This window comes from Paucibacter sp. M5-1, assembly GCF_027498415.2.
In the GTDB taxonomy this organism is placed as follows: Bacteria; Pseudomonadota; Gammaproteobacteria; order Burkholderiales; family Burkholderiaceae_C; genus Roseateles_E.
Genome location: NZ_JAPZLM020000001.1, coordinates 1,580,579 through 1,600,232, shown reverse-complemented (window position 1 = coordinate 1,600,232; position 19,654 = coordinate 1,580,579). Strand labels below are relative to the sequence as shown.

Here is a 19,654-nt window from a genome sequence, read left to right as displayed (position 1 = left end):
TATTGCTGGCCGAGATTCTCGACCGTGCCGCTGGGGCTCAGACGTTGAAATCTTCCAGCTTGGCGCCGCCGCCGATCGCCGCCTTCAGCCACTTGGGCTGCAAACCGCGACCGCTCCAGGTTTCCCCGGTGGCCTGGTTGCGATATTTGACCGCCACCTTGGAGGTCTTGCCGGTCTTCGGTGTGCGCACACTCAGATCGGCGACCGTCAGGCCATATTCGGACATCAAACTCTTGACCTTGGCAACGGCATCGGCGCGTTCGCGATCCTTGGTTTGGGCGATTTGTTCGTCGAGTGCGGCCCGTTGAGCCAATAGGTCTTTGAGTGATGCCATCTTTGCAAATCCTCGCTAGGTTTCAAGTTCAAGCATGGGGGACGCGCCGATTATAGGCATGGGCCCGCAAAACTCTCTAGCGACCTATTATGCGCAGATGCCGCGCCGCTCGCAATATTCGTTGAAAAGGGCTGTTGTCGTGGTGCCGACATATTGACGCGGGGCCGCCACAAACCCGTGCGGGCGGCGACCCCGGCGCGCTTTACTTGAAGCCGACCTTGTCCAGCAGCTGCTGCACCTTGGGCAGATTCGCGCCCACCGAGGAAACCGGGATGGTTTCGCTCTTGAATTCACCCATCGCCTCGAGTGCCAGATTGGCCGGGCGCACACCGACCACCACCGGCCATTCGTTATTGCCGTTGGCGAAATAGATTTGCGCTTCCGGCGAACTCAGGTACTCGAGGAACTTGACCGCGTTGTCGCGATTCTTCGCATGCTTGGCCATCGCACCGCCGGCGATATTCATATGGGTGCCCCAGCTCTGCTGATTGGGAAAAACCACGCCCAGGCGCTCGACCACCGCGCGGTCTTCCGGCTTGCTCGAACGCATCATGCGGGCCAGGTAATAGCTGTTGGTCACGGCGATCTGGCATTCGCCGCTGGCGGCCGCCTTGATCTGGTCGGTATCACCACCCTTGGGGGCGCGCGCCATATTGTCGACCACGCCCTTCAGCCAGGCCTCGGTACGCTCCGCTCCCATATGCTCATACATCGCGCCGAACAAGGACAGGTTATAGGGGTGCGAGCCGCTGCGCAGGCAGACCTTGCCCTTGTTCTTCGGGTCGGCCAATTCCTCGTAGGTATCGACGTCCTCTTTCTTGACATTGATCTTGTTGTAGACGATCACGCGGGCGCGGGTCGACAAGCCAAACCACGCCGAACCCTGGCCGCTGTCCTTGGCGCGCAGATGGGCGGGAATGCGCTGCTCCAACACGGTCGACTTGACCGGTGCGAACAGGCCGTCGGTTTCGGCCAGCCACAGGCGTGCGGCGTCGACCAGCAGGATCACGTCGGCGGGGCTGGAGCTGCCCTCGCTTTTCAGGCGCGCGATCAGACCGGCATCATCGGTGTCGACGCGGTTGATGCGGATGCCGGTGGCTTTCGTGAAATTCGCGTACAGCGCTTCGTCGGTCTGGTAGTGACGGGCCGAATACAGATTCAGCACCTGCTCCTGAGCCAGCGTGGCCGTGGCCAGGCCGGTCAGCAGGCCGGCGGCGAGGGCGGATTTGACGAGACGGGAAATTCGCATGGGGTCTCCAAGCCAAGTAAGGTGGCCCGGAGTTTACCCTGTGAACAAGAATAATTCTTGTTTGAGCTCAATCTCAGGTCGTCGGCGGCACATAGCCCGCCACCGCTTCGGCGCCGGCGCCGAAGAAGAATTGCTCCATCTGCCGGGCCAGGTATTGGCGGGCGCGCAGATCGGCCAGGTTCAGGCGGTTCTCGTTGACCAGCATCGTCTGATGCTTCATCCAGGCCGCCCAGGCCTCCTTGCAGACGTTTTGATAGATGCGCTTGCCCAGTTCGCCGGGATAGGGCGCGAAATCCAGGCCTTCGCCTTCCTTCTTCAGATAAACACATTGCACCATGCGTGCCATAACAACCTCTGTTTGCTTGAGTGTGGAGGGGAGGCCCGGATTCAGGCCAGCTTCTTGACCAGCACTTGCGAGCGCCGGTCCCAGTTGTATTTGCGTTTGCGCTCTTCGGGCAGCCATTCGGGTTCGACGGGCGAAAAGCCGCGCTTGATGAACCAGTGCATCGTGCGTGTGGTCAGCACGAAGATGCTGCTCAGGCCTTGCGCCTTGGCGCGTTGCTCGATGCGTTTGAGGATGCGGTCGCCGTCGCCCTGGCCCTGCACCTCGCTGGAGACCGTCAGCGCCGCCATCTCGGCGGTGCGTGCCTCGACATAAGGGTACAGCGCCGCGCAACCGAAGATCACGCCGTCGTGCTCGATCACCGTGTAGGCCTCGATATCGCGCTCGATCTCGTTGCGGTCGCGCTTGACCAGGGTGCCGTCGCGCTCGAAGGGCTCGATCAGCGCGACGATGCCGCCGACATCGTCCGGGCTGGCCTCGCGCAGGCTTTCCAGCTTCTCGTCGACCACCATGGTACCGATGCCGTCATGGGTGTAGACCTCCTGCAAGAGCGCGCCATCCACCGCCAGCGGCAGGATGTGGCTGCGCTCGACGCCGGCCTGGCAGGCCTTGACGCAGTGCTGCAGATAGAAGGCCACATCGGTGGGCTGGGTCGGGCGCGGCAGGCTGGCCAGCATGCGCTTGGCGTCGGCCAGGGCCAGCTCGGTGTCGATGGCGCTGTCAGGGTCGTCCGGGTTCTCGCGCACGCCGGCCACCTCGGTCATGAACAGCAGCTTGTCGGCCTGCAGCGCGATCGCGGCGCTGGTCGCCACCTCTTCCATCGTCAGATTGAAGGCTTCGCCGGTCGGCGAGAAACCGAAGGGCGACAGCAGCACGATGGCGCCGCTGTCGATGGCGCGCTGGATCGCCGCCGCATCGACCTTGCGCACCAGGCCACTGTGCTGGAAATCGACGCCGTCGACGATGCCCACCGGCCGCGCGGTCAGGAAATTGCCAGACACCACCCGCACCGTCGCATTGGCCATCGGCGTGTTCGGCAGACCTTGCGAGAACGCGGCCTCGATCTCGAAGCGCAGCTGGCCGGCCGCTTCCTGGGCGCAGTCCAGCGCCACCGCGTCGGTGACGCGCACGCCCTGGTGGAACTTCGGCGTCTGGCCCTTGGCGGCCAGCTGCTCGTTGACCTGGGGCCTGAAGCCGTGCACCAGCACGATCTTGATGCCCATCGCATGCAGGATGGACAGGTCCTGCACAAAGGCGTTCAGCTTGCCCGCCGCCACCAGCTCGCCCGGCATCCCGACCACAAAGGTCTCGCCACGGTAGGCATGGATATAGGGCGCGACCGAGCGGAACCAGGGCACGAAGGTGTGGGGAAAGACAAGGCTCATGTAGCGAGAGGGCGGTTGCGGCAGCAGGACGGGACGGAATGGGCCCCGATTGTGCCGCAGCGCCACCTGCTCGGAGTGCCGCAAGGGCACTCCGTGGCCAGGCCGTTCAGGCCTGCGGGCCGCGCCGGCGCCGCAGCTGCCAGCTCAGCAGGCCCAGACCCGCCAGCATCAGCGCGTAGCTCTCGGGCTCGGGCACGGCGCTGATGTCCAGGCGGACGCTGCCGTTGTCATAGAACAGCGCGCTGGTGTAGCCCGCGCCCAGGCCGCTGACCTGGACCGACGAGAACTGGCCCATGAAGTTGCCGGCGCTCATCAGCGTGAAGCTGGCCTTGCCGCTGAGCGAGAAGCTGTCCAGCAGGGTCAGCTGCAAGCCGCCGCCGAGGAAGGCCGTGCCGCCGACGGCCAGCAGATCGGTGCCGCCGGCGCCGAGCTCCAGGTCCAGCCAGCCGCTCGGGAACTGGGCGAAGTTGCCCAGCACCGTCAGCGTGCCGATCGAATCCTCGCCGGGAGCAATATGGCCGGCCTCGTTGAGCAGATCGCCCAGGATGGTGGCGTTGCCGGCCAGCGTGCCGCCATGCACCGTCACATCGCCGCTGCCGAAGGCGCTGGTCGAGCGGCCGATCAGGGTGCCGCCGAACAGCTCGGTGCCGCCGGAATAGCTGTTGTCGCCCGCCAGTACCAGGGTGCCCGCACCGGACTTGGACAGGCTGCCCTCATAGACACGGCTGTCGCGGGCTGCCTCCCGGGCCAGACCCATCGCGTACTCGGTCTGCTCATCGGCGCTGGCGCTGCCGGGCAGGCCGTTGAGCCAGCCCTTGGCTGTCTTGGTGGCCTGCCAGCTGGCGGCCTCGGCCTGGTCCTCCAGCTTGCGCGCCTTGATGGCGGTGTCGGAGATGCTGTTGCTCCAGGTGTCGTTCTGGCCCTGCGTGTTGACGGCGAACTTGCCGAGGAACTGGCCCGGTCCGTTCATCGCATGGCGCAGGCTCACCGTGCCCCAGCCGTTGCGCTCATCCGGCACCGCGGTCAGCTTGCCGGCATTCGGGTTGACGATGGCCGTACCCGAGGCATTGTTGATCGTGCCGTTCTGCACCGCGGTGGTCTTCATCACCTCCAGGGCCTGGGCATTCGTCATGTAGCCGTAGCGCTCCATGATGACGGCCAAGGCACCCGAGGCGTGCGGGGCGGCCATCGAGGTGCCCGACAGGCTGGCATAGCCGGCCGTTGTGCCGGTCACCGAGCTGCCGTTGATGGCATTGCCGGGGGCCGTCACGCAGGCCCATTTGGACAGGCCGCACTGGTTGTACAGCTGTGCACCCGGCACATTGACCGAGCCGTCTCCGTTCAGCGACTGACCGGCCGCCACGCCGCCGACCACCAGGTTCTGGCGGATCGCGGCCACGGCCAGCCAGCTGCTTTCCAGTTCCGGCATGAAGTAGGCCATGCCCGAGCGGGCGCTGGCATTCGTGAAGCCGGTGTTGCCGGCGCTGAAGACCATCACCGTGCCGGTCTTGGCGGCGTCGACGGCGCCCTTGATCCAGGTGTCATCGCGCGACAGAAAACCCCAGGACCCGATCAGGCCGGCTGCGCCGGTGGGACTGGGTCCCAGTGTGTTGTATTGCTCGCTATTGGGCTGGCTGCCCCAGCTGGTGCTGATGATGCGCACGCCCTGGGCGTTGACGCCGCGGTAGACATCGGCCACATGGGCCTGGTCGATGGTCTGGGCGGCGGTCTGCGTCACCTGCGGCATGCCGAACAGGGCGCCGTCGGTCTTGCCGGTGTTGCCGACGTAGACATTGGCATTGAAGGCCACCCCATGGAAGTTGTTGCTGCCGCCGATGCTGCCGTCGCGCGAGGCGCCGATGGTGCCAGAGACATGGGTGCCGTGTCTGTCGTTGTAGGCCGGGTTGTAGCTGCCGGCGATGCTGTTGACCGTCACCTGGTGGTAGCGATCGCTGCTCAGCTGCGGGTGCAGGTCGAAGAAGCCTGAATCGACCATGCCGACCTTGATGCCAGCGCCGCTGTAGCCGGCTGCATAGGCGTACTCGGCGCCGATGGACAGCAGGCCCCAGTCACGCCGGAACTCGGCGGTTCGCCAGCTGGCCGGATCACCGAGCATGCCGGGGTCGCCGTCGTAGGTGGTGATGGCGGCGGCCTGCTGGGCGGCCAGGCCTGCGAGCAGCAGGACGGCCAGGCGGGTGGGGCTCAGGTGAGACGGGGTGCGCTTCATCGGTCGATCTCCAAAGGGGTATGGATGACGAGATTGGTGACCGGCCGGGAAAGGGCGCAGAGGCAAGACCTGACCCGTCTGCCGATCAAGCGCCCGATGCTAGTGTTGCTGTTTTGTGAAGAAGTACCGGTTTTCCCGCGCTTGTGGCGATGGCGGGCGATAGGCGTTCCTTAGTTCTTGGGGGTGTGCGAACAGCGGTCCGACAAGGCCCGCCGCGCCGGACCTGCAAAGACACCGATAATCCTGGGCTCGTGAATCCATCGTCTTCCTCCCCCAGGCCGCCAAGGCCGCAGCAGTCGCCGAAGGCGAATACCGGCCGGCCCGCGCCGCCGCCCGCCAATCCGCTGCCGCCCATCAGCTTCCCAGAATCGCTGCCGGTCTCGAGCCGGCGCGAGGACATCGCGCGCGCGCTGGCCGAACACCAGGTCATCATCGTCTGTGGCGAGACCGGCTCGGGCAAGACCACCCAGCTGCCCAAGATCGCGCTGGCGCTGGGCCGCGGCCGGGCCCACACCGGCAAGCTGATCGGCCACACGCAGCCGCGGCGCATCGCCGCGTCCAGCGTGGCCAAGCGCATCGCCGAGGAGCTGAAGACGCCGCTGGGCGAGATCGTCGGCTACAAGGTGCGCTTCCAGGACCGGCTGCAGCCGGGGGCGAGCGTCAAGCTGATGACCGACGGGATTCTGCTGGCCGAGACGCAGACCGATCCGCTGCTGAAGGCCTACGACACCATCATCATCGACGAGGCCCACGAGCGCTCGCTGAACATCGATTTCCTGCTCGGCTATCTGCGCGAGGTGCTGCCGCGCCGGCCGGACCTGAAGGTCATCGTCACCTCGGCCACCATCGACGCCGACCGCTTCGCGAACCACTTTGCATCGAGCAAGGGCCCGGCGCCGGTGCTGATGGTTTCGGGCCGGCTGTTCCCGGTCGAGCAGCGCTACCGGCCCTTCGAGGAATCGCGCGAGTACGACGTCAACAACGCCATCGTCGACGCCGTCGATGAACTCTGGCGCGAGGGAGGCGGCGATGTCCTGGTCTTCCTGCCCGGCGAGCGCGAGATCCGCGAGGCGGCCGAGGCGCTGCGCAAGCACCACCCGCCCGGCGTCGAGGTGCTGCCGCTGTTCGCACGCCTGTCGCAACAGGAGCAGGACAAGGTCTTCGAACCGCATGGCCAGCGCCGCATCGTGCTGGCGACCAATGTGGCCGAGACCTCGCTGACCGTCCCGGGCATCCGCTATGTGATCGACCCGGGCCTCTCCCGGGTCAAGCGCTACAGCTACCGCAACAAGGTCGAGCAGCTGCAGATCGAGGCCATCAGCCAGTCCAGCGCCAACCAGCGTGCCGGCCGCTGCGGCCGCGTCTCCAACGGCATCTGCATCCGTCTGTACGACGAGAAGGACTTCCTCGCCCGCCCCAAGTTCACCGATCCGGAAATCCTGCGCTCCTCGCTGGCGGGCGTGATCCTGCGCATGAAGGCTTTGCACCTGGGCCAGGTCGACGAGTTCCCCTTCATCGAGCCGCCGCCGCGCAAGGCCGTGGCCGATGGCTACCAGCTGCTGGGCGAGCTGGGCGCGGTCGATGACTTGAACGAGCTGACGCCCATGGGTTGGGAGCTGGCCAAGCTGCCGCTGGACCCGCGGGTCGGCCGGATGATTCTGGAGGCCAGGAACCGCGAGGCGCTGACCGAGATCCTGATCATCGCCAGCGCGCTCAGCGGCCAGGACGTGCGCGACCGGCCGATGGAGGCGCAGCAGGCGGCCGATGAAAAGCACAAGAAGTTCGATGACGAGAAGTCGGAGTTCCTGGGCTACTTGAAGCTGTGGAAATGGCTGGAAGAGAGCAAGGGCGGCTCCGGGGAACACAAGCTCAGCCACCGCCGCTACGAAGCGCTGCTGCGCGAGAACTTCGTCAGCCCTCGCCGGGTGCGCGAATGGCGCGACATCTATTCGCAGCTGCACACCGTGGTCGCCGAGCATGGCTGGCGCATGAACGGCAGCCCGGCCACCTATGAGCAGGTGCATCTGTCGATGCTGGCCGGCCTCTTGGGCAATATCGGCCTGAAGAGCGACGAGGACGAGTGGTATCTGGGCGCGCGCGGCATCAAGTTCTGGCGCCACCCCGGTGCTCATCTGAGCAAAAAGCCGGGCCGCTGGATCGTGGCGGCCGAGCTGGTGGACACGACGCGGCTGTTCGGCCGCGGCATCGCCGCGATCGAGCCGCAGTGGCTGCCGGCCATCGCCGGACATCTGATCAAGACCCAGTTGATGGAGCCGCACTGGGAGAAGAAGGCGGCCGAGGTGATCGCGCTGGAGCGCGCGACGCTGTACGGCATCGTCATCTACAGCAACCGGCGCGTGAACTTCGGCAAGGTCGATGCGGCCGCCGCGCGCGAGATCTTCATCCGCGAGGCCCTGGTCAACGGCGAATGGGAGACCCGCCTGCTCTTCCTGGCCCACAACCAGAAGCAGATCGCCAAGGTCGAGGAGCTGGAGCACAAATCGCGGCGCCAGGACGTGCTGGTCGACGACGAGCTGATCTACGCCTTCTACGACGCCCAGCTGCCGGCCGAGGTGTGCTCGGGCGCCACGCTGGAGCGCTGGTACCGCCACGAGTCCAAGGCCAATCCGAAACTCCTGCAGCTCAGCCGTGAGGAGCTGATGCGCCACGAGGCGGCCGGCATCACCGGCAGCGCCTTCCCGAAGACCATCCGCCTGGGCGGGGTCGACTGCGCTGCCACCTATCTGCACGAACCCGGCGATGCCCGCGATGGCCTCACCGTCACCGTGCCCATCTATGCGCTGAACCAGGTCAACGAGGAACGCTGTGAATGGCTGGTGCCCGGCATGCTGGGCGCCAAGGTCACGGCCTTGCTGAAGAGCCTGCACCAGCGGCCGCGCTCGCGCCTGGTGCCGCTGCCGGACTTCGTCGCCGAGTTCATCGAGCTCAACCCCTTCGCCCAGGGCAGCCTGGTCGAGGTGCTGCTGAAGGCCGTCAAGGAGCGCAGCCAGATCGCGGTGCAGCGCAACGATTTCAAGCTCGAACAGCTGCAAGCCCATCTGTTCATGAACTTCCGCGTCGTCGACGAGCACGGCCGCCAGCTGGGCCAGGGCCGCAATCTGGCGGCGCTGAAGGCCGAGCTGGGCGGCCAGGCGCGCAGCGCCTTCCAGGCCCTGGCGGCGCTGAAGCTACCGGCCGCGCCCGTTGCCGAGCCGCCGCCGGTCGCGCCCGGGGGCATCCGGGCCGAGATCGTCAAGCCGGCCAGTGCACCGGTGCGCGAGGCGAGCAAGAGTTACACCGGCTGGACCTTCGGCGAGCTGCCCGAGTTGATGGAAGTCAAGCGCGGCGCCCAGACCCTGATCGGCTTCCCGGCGCTGATCGACCGGGTCAGCCATGTCGAGATCGAGGTGTTCGATGAGCCCGATGTCGCCGCCGCCAAGCACCGTCTGGGCCTGCGCCGCCTGGTGGCGCTGCAGCTCAAGGAGCCGCTGAAGTATCTGGAGAAGAACATCCCGGATCTGCAGAAGATGTCGGTGCTGTTCATGAGCCTGGGCACGGCCGAGGAGCTGCGCGACCAGATCATCGGCGTCGCACTGGACCGCGCCTTCCTGGCCGATCCGCTGCCGGCCGACGAATTCGCCTTCAAGGCCCGCATCGAGGAGGGCCGGGCGCGGCTCAACCTGATCGCGCAGGAGGTGGCGCGCCAGACCGGGGTGGTGCTGATCGAGCTGGCGGCCGCGAGCCGCAAGCTCAAGGACGCGCGTGCGCCCAAGGAGGTGGGCGAGGACATCACGGCCCAGCTGCAGCGCCTGTGCCCCAAGCACTTCGTCACCGCCACGCCCTGGGCCCAGCTGCAGCACCTGCCGCGCTATCTGAAGGCCATCACCGCGCGGCTGGACAAGCTGCGTGCCGACCCGGCGCGCGACGCCAAGCTGCTGGCCGAGCTCAAGCCGCTGGAGCAGCGTTTCCTGCGCCGCCTGGCCGAGCTCAAGGGCACGACGGACGCCCGGCTGGTGGATTTCCGCTGGCAGCTGGAGGAGCTGCGCGTCAGCCTGTTTGCGCAGGAGTTGCGCACGCCGCAGCCGGTCAGCGTCAAGCGGCTGGACAAGGTCTGGGCCCAGCTGAGCACCTGAGTTGTCGCGCCCGCGCCGAATGCCCCGTGAATCGAGGCTTTATTGCCGCATCGCCAGGCGCACAATCTGGGTCAAATCACACTTTGTTTCATCAAACTCCAAGGTCCGCACGCATCGTGCCGAATGCTGAACCGACTGCCAGTCCGCCCGACGCTGGCGCCAAGACCGCCGCCGCCGTGCGGCGCTTTGGTCGTTTTGAACTCCGCGCGCTGCTGAACAAGAGCACGCGCAGCATGTTGTGGCTGGTGCTGGACACCCGCAGCCAGCAGGAGATGCTGATCTGCATGCCGCGGCTGGCGCCCAACAGCCCCGAGGCGCTGGCCCACTGGCTGAAGACCGCCAATGCCGGCGCCCGCATCCAGCACCCGAACCTGGCCCATGTGGTCGAGGTCGGCCAGGTCGAGCACTGGCCGTTCATCGCCTATGACCGGGCGCTGGGCGAGACCCTGGATGAGCGGCTGGCGCGTCAGAACGCGCCGCTGCCGCTGGATGTGGCGGCCTGGACCTGCCAGTACCTCGAAGGCCTGGCCTTCGCCCATGAGGCCGGCCATGCGCATCGCGATGTGCAGGCCGCCTCGATGCTGATCGACAGCCTGGGCCATGTGCGGGTGCTGGGCCTGGAGGTGGCGCAGGAGGTGTTCCCGGCCAATGTGGACTTCAATACCGTGACGCGGCGCGCGGTGCGCGAGGCGGCCCAGGATGATGTGCTGTGCGTCGGCCTGCTGATGCACCGCATGCTGACCGCCCGGCCGGTGCTCGACGAGGCCGATCTGCTGCTGGTGATGCAGCGCATGCAGCCGCAAGGCCATGAGTTGCTGCGCCTGGGCTGGGAGACGCCGCACCCGATTGCCGAACCGCTGCGCGCCATCGTCAACCGCGCCACCGACCGCCAGACCGGCCATCGCTACCATCTGGCGCGCAGCTTCTGGCGCGCGCTGGAGGGCTGGCGCAGCGCCGCCAATGACCAGGGCGGCGCGATCGCGCAGCTGATGGACAAGCTGCAGCGCGTCGGCCATCTGCCGATCGCCTCGCTGCGCCTGCAGCGCATCGCCCAGTCGTCCAGCATGGAGGGCCAGCACGCCAGCGAGCTCTCCGGCCTGGTGCTGCAGGACATGGCGCTGAGCCTGGAGATGCTGCGCCGTGTCAACAACGCGCTGAAGCAGCAAGGCATTGCAGCCGGCGGCGGCGCCATCCTGAATATGCAGCGCGCCATCGCGATGCTGGGCCTGAACGGCGTGCAGCAGGCGGCCCGTGCGCTCAAGCCCTGGCCCGGCCCGCTGTCCGAAGCCAATGCCGCGACCTTGCGCAGCCTGATGGGTCGGGTGCAGCGCGCCGGCCAGGTGGCGCAGGCGCTGCGCCCGGCCGGTTACGACGCCGAGGTGGTCTATCTGATCACCGTGATGCAGAACCTCGGCCGCCTGCTGCTGCAGTACCACTTTCCCGATGATGCACAGCAGATCCGCCAGCTGATGCGCCCGTCCGAGCCGACCGCCGACAACCCCAAGCCGGTCGGCATGAGCGAGCAGTCGGCCGCCTATGCGGTGCTGGGCTGCGATCTCGAAGCGCTGGGCACGGCGGTGGCGCGCTACTGGAGCCTGGGCGACGAGCTGCTGCACATGATGCGGCGCCAGGCCATCGAGGCGCCGGTGCGTGGTGGCGGCAGCGATGCTGAGCTGCTGCGCCTGACCTGCAGCCTGGCCAATGAAATCGTCGATGCGCTGGCCCTGCCCGAAGAGAAGCGCCAGGCCGGCGTCGAGACGGCTACGCGGCGCTATGCGCGGGCGCTGGGCCTGGGCCTGCGCGAGGTCTACGAGGCGCTGAATCCGGCCGCAGCCGTGACCCCCGCAACAGCCCACGCCGCCCACCCCGATCATCCCGACCACGCCGTGCCGGCCGCAACGCAGCCCCAGGCCTCGCCGCTGCGCTCGCGCCTGCGAGGCAAGACCGAGAGCGACGACCCGGTCGCCCAGCCGCCCATCGCGCCGAGCGGCTGATTCGCCCGCTCGCCACGATTCCTAGAACAAGGTCCCCATGCTTCCCTCCACACCCACCGCACCGCAGATGCCGCCTGCGCTGGGGCGCTTTCGCCCTTTGCGCCGGCTCGGGCAGGGCGCGCAGGCGACGGTCTGGCTGGCGCATGACCCGCGGCTGGACCGCGAGGTGGCGCTGAAGGTCTTGCTGGCCGGCGCCACGCCGGCCAATGTCGAGGCCTGGCTGCACGAGGCCCGCGCCGTCAGCCGCCTGACACATCCGAACATCGTGCCGGTGTTCGAGGCCGATATGCAGGGCGGCCAGGCCTATCTGGTGTTCGAGTATGTGGCCGGCCCGACGCTCAGCGAGCGCCTGCGCAGCGGCCCGGCGCTGCGCCCGCGCGACGCGGTCGAGCTGATGCTGGGCGTGCTCGACGGCCTGCAGGCCGCCCATGCCGCCGGCGTCGTGCACCGCGATCTGAAGCCCTCCAACATCCTGCTCGACGCCAAGGGCCGGGCGCGGGTGATGGACTTCGGCATCGCCGCCCGCCTGACGGATGCCGGCAAACCGCAAGGCATCGTCGGCACGCCCGGCTATATCTCGCCCGAGGCCGCGCGCGGCGAGGCGCCGAGCCCGCAGATGGATGTGTTCGCGGCCGCGGTGATGCTGGGTGAGCTGCTGTCGGGCCAGCGCCTGAACGCCGACCCTGATCCCTGGCGCGCGGTGCGCCGCGTCATCGAGCAAGACCTGGCCCTGCCGCCGGGGCTCAATGCCGAGGTCGACGATGCGCTGCGCGCCATCGTGCTGCGCGGCCTGGCGCGCGATGCGACGCGGCGCTGGCCCACGGCCAAGGCCTTTCACGATGCGCTCAACGAATGGCTGCACCCGGCGGTGGCGCCCAGCAGCGAAGCGGGCGACACGGCGGCGCTGGAGTTCCTGCTGCGCCGCATGCGCCACAAGACCGACTTCCCGGCCATGTCCGATTCGGTCGGTCGCATCCAGCGCCTGACCCTGTCCGAGAACGAGAGCATCACCAGCCTCTCCAATGAGATCCTGAAGGACGTGGCGCTGACCCACAAGCTGCTGCGCCTGGTCAATACCGCCCAGTTCAGCCATGCCGGTGGCGGCAGCATCTCGACGGTCTCGCGTGCCGCCGCGCTGATCGGCTTTGCCGGCATCCGCAATCTGGCGCTGTCGCTGATCCTGCTCGAGCGCATGGAGAACAAGGCCCATGCCCAGCTCTTGCGCGAGGAGTTCCTGCGCTCGCTGATGGCCGGCTCGCTGGCTCGCGAGCTGTGCCTGGTGCAGCGCGAGAACGAGGAGAGCTTTCTCGCCGCGATGTTCCAGAACCTGGGCCGTTTGCTGACCGAGTTCTACTTTCCCGAGGAAGCCCAGCAGGTGCGCCGCATCACGCGGCCCGAGCGCCGCGCCGGTGGCGACACGGCCGGGCCGGCCGCGCCGGTCAGCGAGGCGCTGGCCTCGGCCCAGGTGCTGGGCCTGAGCTATGAGCAGCTGGGCCTGGGCGTGGCCAAGCAATGGGGGCTGCCGGACAGCCTGCAGCGCAGCATGCGCCGCCCCGACGGCGATGTGCCGACGCGGTTGCAGGACAACCCGGCCGAGCGCCAGCGCTGGCTGGCGCGGGCGGCCAACGAGATGTCTGACGCGATCCTGCAGACCGAGCCGGCCGAGACCCATGCCAAGCTCAAGGCGATGGCGCAGCGCTACTCGCGCGCGCTGGGCGTGCCGGTCGAGGCCTTCGATGCGGCCGCCGATCAGGCCCGCCAGCGCCTGGCCCAGCTGGCCCAGGCCATGGGCATCAGCCTGGCCAAGAACTCACCGGCCCAGCGTCTGCTGGCGCCGCTGACCCCTACCGTCGATGACAGCCTGTCGCCGCACGAGCTGCAGGCCACCTTGCTGGCCGAGCCGACCCTGCAGCGCAGCGAGGCCGAGGTCTCGCGCGAGCAGGCCAGCGAGACCCTGGCCGCCGGCATCCAGGACATTACGAATGCGATGGTCGAGAACTTCAAGCTCAACGAAGTGCTGCGCATGATTCTGGAGACCATCTACCGCAGCCTGGGTTTTCGGCGCGTGGTGTTCTGCCTGCGCGACCCGAAGACCGAAACCCTGACCGGCCGCTTCGGCCTGGGCGAGGGGGTCGAGGCGGTGGCGCCGCTGTTCCGCGTGCCGCTGCGCAGCACGCCCGGGGTCACGGCCGATCTGTTCTCGGCGGTCTGCCAGAAGGGCGTCGACACGCTGATCGCCGACGCCTCGGTGCCCAAGATCGCCGAGCGCCTGCCGGCCTGGTTCCTCGGCGCGCCGAAGGCGGCCAGCTTCCTGATACTGCCGATGGCGGTCAAGGGCGCGCCGTTCGCGATGATCTATGCTGACAAGGCCCGGCCCGGCGGCATCGATCTGGGCGAGAAGGAGTTGTCGCTGCTGCGCACGCTGCGCAACCAGGCGGTGATGGCCTTCAGGCAGGCCAGCTGAGCCTGCTCTTCAGCTGAACACGCTGACCGCGGCGACCAGCTGCTGCGACTGCTGCTGCAGCGAGGTAGCGGCGGCCGAGGCCTCTTCCACCAGCGCGGCATTCTGCTGGGTGGCCTGATCCATCTGGGTGATGGCCTGGTGGATCTGCTCGATGCCGGCGGTCTGCTCGACACTGGCGCTGCTGATCTCGCCGACGATGTCGGTGACCCGCTTCACGCTGGCGACGATCTGCTCCATCGTCGCGCCGGCCTGGCCGACCAGGGCGCTGCCGCTGTCGACCTTCTCGACCGAGTCGACGATCAGGCCCTTGATCTCCTTGGCTGCAGCCGCCGAGCGCTGGGCCAGGCCGCGCACCTCGGAAGCGACCACTGCGAAGCCACGGCCTTGCTCGCCGGCCCGTGCCGCTTCCACCGCCGCGTTCAGCGCCAGGATATTGGTCTGGAAGGCGATGCCGTCGATCACGCCGATGATGTCGACGATCTTCTTCGACGAGCCGCTGATCGAGTTCATGGTCTGCACCACCTGGCTGACCACCTCACCGCCCTGCACGGCCACGGCCGAGGCCGACATCGCCAGCTGGTTGGCCTGGCGGGCGTTGTCGGCGTTCTGCTTGACCGTGGCGGTCAGCTCCTCCATCGAGGCCGCGGTCTGCTCGAGCGCGCTGGCCTGGGCCTCGGTGCGGCCCGACAGGTCCAGGTTGCCGGCCGCGATCTGGCCCGAGGCGGTGGCGATGGTGTCGGTGGAGTCGCGGATCTGGCGCACCGTGCCGGCCAGGCTTTGCTGCATCTGGTGCATGGCCGCAAGCAGGCTGGCGTCATCGCCCGGCCGCAGCGCCACGCTCACGCCAAGATCGCCGGCGCCGATGCGGCGCACGATGTCGGCGGCATAGTCGGGCTCGCCGCCCAGTTGCAGGTAGATGTGGCGCATCATGCGCCAGCCCAGGACGCCGACGACCAACACCAGCACCGCGCCTATCGACAGCAGCACGGTCGCGCTGCGCCAGAAGGCGGTCTCGATATCGTCGATGTAGTCGCCAAAGCCGATGATCCAGTCCCAGGGCTCGAACTTGATCACCGCGTAGAGCTTGTCCACCTTGCCCTCGGTGCCGGGCCGGGTACCCGGTGCGATGACCGTGCCTATGGTCTGGCCGGCCAGGGCCTTGCGGTAGCGCTCGCCGGCTTCCTTGCCGCCCTTGGCGTCGACGATGCCGATGCGCTTGGGGTTGGGGTGCACATGGTTGATGTCATCCGAGTAGCCGCGGACGAAGAAATAGAGCTCGTCCTTGCGGAAGCTGCCGATGATGCGCTTGCCTTCCTTCTGCGCATCGGCCTTGGAGATCTCGCCGGCTTTTTCCTGGGCATGCAGCTTTTCCAGGGCCGAGTGCGCCAGCAGCACCAGGGTCGAGAGCTGGGCGGTGCGCTCCTTCATCATCGACTGCTTCAAGGTGCTCAGCGAGATGGCGGCCAGCAGCACCACGCCAAGCAGTGCGGTGCCGCAAAGCAGCAGGATTCGTGTGTTGAGCTTCATGCGAGACCAGACATCGGGGAGAGAGGGAGCTGGCCGAACGCGGTGCCGTACAGCCATGGCGGGCACCGCCGGGCGACGGTGATGGCTGTTTATCGGCGCAAATCGGCCGAGCTTGAGCTGCCGATATCTTCGGGGGCGGGCGCAGCGCCAGAACGGCGGCACGAAGAGAGGGGGAAGAGGGAGAAAGAGGGAGGTTGACGAGCCTTACCCCCGGCACTGGTCACAACAGTTAGGGCTGCTTGGTTCCCCATCTGACCCGGTTGGCCGTGCTTCCATGCGAGGAGGCCCGTCAGCGAGCATTGTATGCGATGCGCGCCGGCCTTCTCGGAACCTGGGGTGCGCCTACAGCCCCAGCGTGGCGGAGCGCGTCATCGAGGCGCCGATGGCATAGCCCAGCAGGGCCAGCGCGCCGAGATAGGCGGGCAGGCGGTAGTCGCGGCTCGCGACGGTCCAGTGGGCGCAGGCCGCGTAGCCGCACAGCGCCAGCAGCTTGGCGGCCAACCAGCTGTCACGCAGCAGGTCGTAGTGCAGCAGCCCCCACAGGCTCAGGCCGGAGACGGCCAGCAGGAAGTGCAGGCCGAAGGAGATCGCGCGCAGGCGGTCGTCATCACCCCATTCGGCCTTGACCTGGGCGGCCAGGCCGCGGGCAAAAAAAAGCACGAGGCTGGCCCAGGCCAGCAGCTCGTGCATTCGCAGCATCCCCGAGTAGAACCAGTCCATCACCGCCCCCTGTTTGGGGCAAGCTTGGTCGGCGCCAGCGAGGCTGTCAAGCCCGGCTCGGGCTCAGCGCAGCTGCAGATCGTCGTCGCTGAAGCGGATGTTCAGCGGCTCGATCAGCAGCTGCTTCTCGCCTTCTTCCAGGCTGCCCGCCACCCAGGCCTCGATGCCGCAGGCCTTGGCCACCTCGACGGTGCGCTGGGCATCGGCGGCCGGCACGAAGATGGCAAAACCTGCCCCCATGTTCAGGGTCGAGTAGGCCTCGCGGTCGTCCTGCTTGGCCTGTTCCTGCATGAACTTCAGCACCGGCGTGACCGGCGGCACCGTGTGGATGCGGTAGCTGAATTGGGCCGGGTGGCGCAGCAGCTTGCGCCAGCCGTGGCCGGTGATGTTGGCGCAGTAGTGGGGCTGGATGCCGGCCTTGAAGAGCGCCTCGGTGACCGGCGAGTACAGCACGGTGGGGGCCAGCAGTGCGTCGCCGTAAGTGAGGCCGGGTTCGATCTCGGTCAGGTAGCCCTGCGGCAGGCGCTCCACCAGCTTGCGCGCCAGGCTCAGGCCATTGGCGTGGATGCCGCTGGAGGCCAGGAGCACGATGGCATCACCGGCGGCCAGATCGTCGCCGACCGACAGCCGGCTCTTGGGATTGATCAGGCCGGTGCAGGAGGCGGCCAGGTCGATGCGGCCGTCCTCGACGATGCCGGCCAGCGCCGGGGTCTCGCCGCCGCCCCAGGCCACGGCACAGGTGTCGCAGGCCTTCTTCCAGCCCTCGACCAGGGCTTGCGCGCGGGCCTTGTCGCCGAACCAGTCCGAGCCGCCGGCGGCCCAGTAGGCCTGCACCACCAGCGGCGTGGCGCCGACGGTGATCAGGTCGTTGACGGCCATCGCGATGGTGTCCTGGGCGATGCCAGCGTAGTAGCTGCTCTTGCCGGTCAGGCGCGCCATCTCGTCGGCCACCAGGGTCTTGGTGCCCAGGCATTCGACGATGGAGGCGATGTAGAAGGGCCCGACATCCACCACATAGGCCGACTCGCCGCGCGAGGCCGGCACCTCGCTGAAGCCATGGCCGCCCAGATGGGCGCCGGTGGCCGCCGCTGCGCGCTGGGCGGCGATCTTCAGCGGGTCGATCAGGTCGTAATTGACACCGGCCTGCTCGTAGCTGAGGGTGTCGGGAGAGGAGGGGGCATGCGTGCTCATGGGGCGGGATTATCGACCATGCGCCAGGCCCGTGGCGGGGCTGGGCGCGCCCGTAGAATGCGCCCCCATGAGTTACCAGGTCCTCGCCCGCAAATACCGCCCCCACAGTTTCGAGGAACTGCGGGGCCAAGAGCATGTGGTCCAGGCCCTGGCCAATGCGCTGACGCAGCAGCGCCTGCACCATGCCTATCTGTTCACCGGCACCCGCGGCGTCGGCAAGACCACGGTGTCGCGCATCCTGGCCAAGAGCCTGAACTGCACCGGCGCCGATGGGCAGGGCACGATCACGGCCCAGCCCTGCGGCGTCTGCGAGGCCTGCCGCGATATCGATGCCGGCCGCTTCGTCGACTATGTGGAGCTGGACGCGGCCTCGAACCGGGGCGTCGAGGAGATCTCGCAGCTGCTGGATCAGTCGGTCTACAAGCCGGTCGTGGGGCGATTCAAGGTCTACATGATCGACGAAGTCCATATGCTGTCGAACACCGCCTTCAACGCGATGCTGAAGACGCTGGAGGAGCCGCCGGACTATCTGAAATTCGTGCTGGCGACGACCGACCCGCAGAAGGTGCCGGTCACCGTGTTGTCGCGCTGCCTGCAGTTCAATCTGCGGCCGATGGCGCCGCAGACCGTGCTGTCGCACCTGAGCGCCGTGCTGGAGGCCGAACAGGTGGCGGCCGATGCCGGCGCGCTGCGCCTGCTGGCGCGCGCCGCGCGCGGCTCGATGCGCGACGCGCTGTCGCTGACCGACCAGGCGATCGCGTTTGGCGCCGGTGCCCTGGTCGAGGCCGGTGTGCGCCAGATGCTGGGCACAGTGGATCGCGGCCATGTGGTGGCCATTCTGGATGCGCTGGTGGCCGCCGATGGCGCGGCCGTCGTGGCCCAGGCGGATGGCTTGCGCAGCCTGGGCCTGTCGGCGGCCGGCACGCTGGAGGACCTGGCCAGCCTGCTGCAGCAGACGGCGGTGGCCCAGGCCGCGCCCAAGGCCGTGGACGATCAAGACCCCGACAGCGCCGAGGCCCGGCGCCTGGCCGGCCTGCTGCCGGCCGACGAGATCCAGCTGATGTACAGCATGGCCCTGCACGGTCGCCAGGAACTGGGACTGGCGCCGGACGAGTACGCCGGCCTGACCATGGTGCTGCTGCGCATGCTGGCCTTTCGGCCCGGTGGCATCGCGACGAACCCGGCACTGAACCAGGCCGCGGCCCCGCCGCGCAAGCCCGAGCCGGCACCGGCACCGACACCTGTGAGCGCGCCCTTGCTGCGGCCGGCGGCGCCGAGCCTGGTGGTGCGTCCGCCCGAGCCCAAGCCGAGCCCGGTGCAGGAGCTTTCAAGCGTGTCTGCGAGCGAGCCCGCAACAACGCCTGCCAGCGCGCCGCCGCCCAGCCCGGTGGCCGTCGAGGTGCGCGAACCTGCGCCGCCGGCGGTGGCGCAGCCCGCGCCGATGTCGCCGCGCGCCCAGGCCGAGGCCGGCAGCTTGAGTGCCCGGCTGCGTCCGCGCCCGGTGGTGATCGACGAGCGCGGCGAGGCCGACGAGCCGCCGCCCTGGCTGGATGCGCCGCCCGCCGATGAGGAGGGTGGTGCGGTGGTGCAGGCCGGCGGCGACGAGTCGGCCGAGCCCGGCGAGTCCGCCGGCCATGGCGGCGTCTACGCCTCCACCGCCGGCAGCGATGTGCAGCTGTCACCGACGCCGCTGGGCGAGCGCTGGGCCGGGCTGGTCAAGCGCCTGAGCCTGGTGGCGCTGGCCCGCGAGCTGGCGTTGCAGGCCGAGTGCGTCGGCTTCGACGAGCAGGCCGAGACAGCGCTGATACGGCTGAAGGTCGAGCGCGAGTCGCTGCGCCAGCCGGCGCTGAAGGACAAGCTGCAGGCGGCGCTGGCTGCCGTGCTGGAGCGGCCGGTGGCTATCGAGGTCGAGCCCGGCGTGGCGCAGGATTCGCCGGCGCTGCGCGATGCCGCGGACGTCCAGGCGCGCCAGCGTCAGACCGAACAATTCGTTTTCCAAGACCCGCTGGTCCAGCAACTGCTGGCCCAGTTCAAGACGGCGCGCATCGTGCCCGGGTCGATCAAACCCCACTGAACATCTTTAGGAG

At 68.0% G+C, this 19,654-nt stretch carries 12 protein-coding genes and 1 other RNA gene; 4 read left to right on the top strand and 9 right to left on the bottom strand.

All coding sequences use genetic code 11. From position 1 onward, the window contains the following. Positions 1–37: 37 nt before the first annotated feature. From O5M90_RS07430 to O5M90_RS07410, 5 genes are all read right to left on the bottom strand, one after another. Entirely contained in the window at positions 38–334 is a 297-nt protein-coding gene (locus O5M90_RS07430; RefSeq protein ID WP_137941806.1) for an H-NS histone family protein, read from the bottom strand. Between the two features lie 202 nt (positions 335–536). Next, entirely contained in the window at positions 537–1,583 is a 1,047-nt protein-coding gene (locus tag O5M90_RS07425) for a Fe(3+) ABC transporter substrate-binding protein (protein WP_440401917.1), read from the bottom strand. A gap of 73 nt (positions 1,584–1,656) precedes the next feature. Beyond that, entirely contained in the window at positions 1,657–1,929 is a 273-nt protein-coding gene (locus O5M90_RS07420) for an oxidative damage protection protein (protein ID WP_137941807.1), read from the bottom strand. A gap of 41 nt (positions 1,930–1,970) precedes the next feature. Further along, positions 1,971–3,311, bottom strand: a complete 1,341-nt coding sequence (argA, locus tag O5M90_RS07415; RefSeq protein ID WP_266005877.1) for an amino-acid N-acetyltransferase — start codon at positions 3,309–3,311, stop codon at positions 1,971–1,973. A gap of 106 nt (positions 3,312–3,417) precedes the next feature. Then, positions 3,418–5,538 carry a S8 family peptidase gene (locus O5M90_RS07410; protein WP_269840537.1) on the bottom strand — a complete coding sequence of 707 codons (2,121 nt, stop codon included), beginning with the start codon at positions 5,536–5,538 and terminating at the stop codon, positions 3,418–3,420. 149 nt (positions 5,539–5,687) lie between these two features. On the opposite strand from O5M90_RS07410, the gene hrpA reads away from it, so the two are divergent. The 3 genes from hrpA to O5M90_RS07395 all read left to right on the top strand — a co-directional run bounded on the left by hrpA (position 5,688) and on the right by O5M90_RS07395 (position 14,129). Continuing rightward, positions 5,688–9,671, top strand: a complete 3,984-nt coding sequence (gene hrpA / locus O5M90_RS07405; protein WP_440401916.1) for an ATP-dependent RNA helicase HrpA — start codon at positions 5,688–5,690, stop codon at positions 9,669–9,671. A 116-nt stretch (positions 9,672–9,787) separates the two neighbouring features. After that, positions 9,788–11,665 (top strand): serine/threonine protein kinase, encoded by a 1,878-nt coding sequence (locus O5M90_RS07400; protein WP_269840535.1) that lies wholly within the window; start codon positions 9,788–9,790, stop codon positions 11,663–11,665. Positions 11,666–11,702: 37 nt separating this feature from the next. Beyond that, positions 11,703–14,129 carry a serine/threonine protein kinase gene (locus O5M90_RS07395; protein WP_269840534.1) on the top strand — a complete coding sequence of 809 codons (2,427 nt, stop codon included), beginning with the start codon at positions 11,703–11,705 and terminating at the stop codon, positions 14,127–14,129. 9 nt (positions 14,130–14,138) lie between these two features. On the opposite strand, the gene O5M90_RS07390 is transcribed toward O5M90_RS07395, so the two are convergent. The 4 genes from O5M90_RS07390 to O5M90_RS07375 all read right to left on the bottom strand — a co-directional run bounded on the left by O5M90_RS07390 (position 14,139) and on the right by O5M90_RS07375 (position 17,567). Next, a complete protein-coding gene (locus tag O5M90_RS07390) occupies positions 14,139–15,656 on the bottom strand; it encodes a methyl-accepting chemotaxis protein (RefSeq protein WP_269840533.1) in 1,518 nt (505 codons plus the stop codon). A 193-nt stretch (positions 15,657–15,849) separates the two neighbouring features. Next, positions 15,850–15,947: signal recognition particle sRNA small type (gene ffs / locus O5M90_RS07385), an RNA gene on the bottom strand. Positions 15,948–15,998: 51 nt separating this feature from the next. After that, complete coding sequence (locus O5M90_RS07380; RefSeq protein ID WP_440401914.1) at positions 15,999–16,376, bottom strand: SirB2 family protein; 378 nt, start codon at positions 16,374–16,376, stop codon at positions 15,999–16,001. A gap of 63 nt (positions 16,377–16,439) precedes the next feature. Beyond that, positions 16,440–17,567 (bottom strand): AIR synthase-related protein, encoded by a 1,128-nt coding sequence (locus O5M90_RS07375; RefSeq protein ID WP_269840531.1) that lies wholly within the window; start codon positions 17,565–17,567, stop codon positions 16,440–16,442. Between the two features lie 67 nt (positions 17,568–17,634). Here O5M90_RS07375 and dnaX point away from each other — a divergent pair, with 67 nt between their 5' ends. Beyond that, on the top strand, positions 17,635–19,641 hold the full coding sequence (dnaX, locus tag O5M90_RS07370) for a DNA polymerase III subunit gamma/tau (protein WP_269840530.1): 2,007 nt from the start codon (positions 17,635–17,637) through the stop codon (positions 19,639–19,641). The last annotated feature ends 13 nt before the right edge of the window (positions 19,642–19,654 follow it).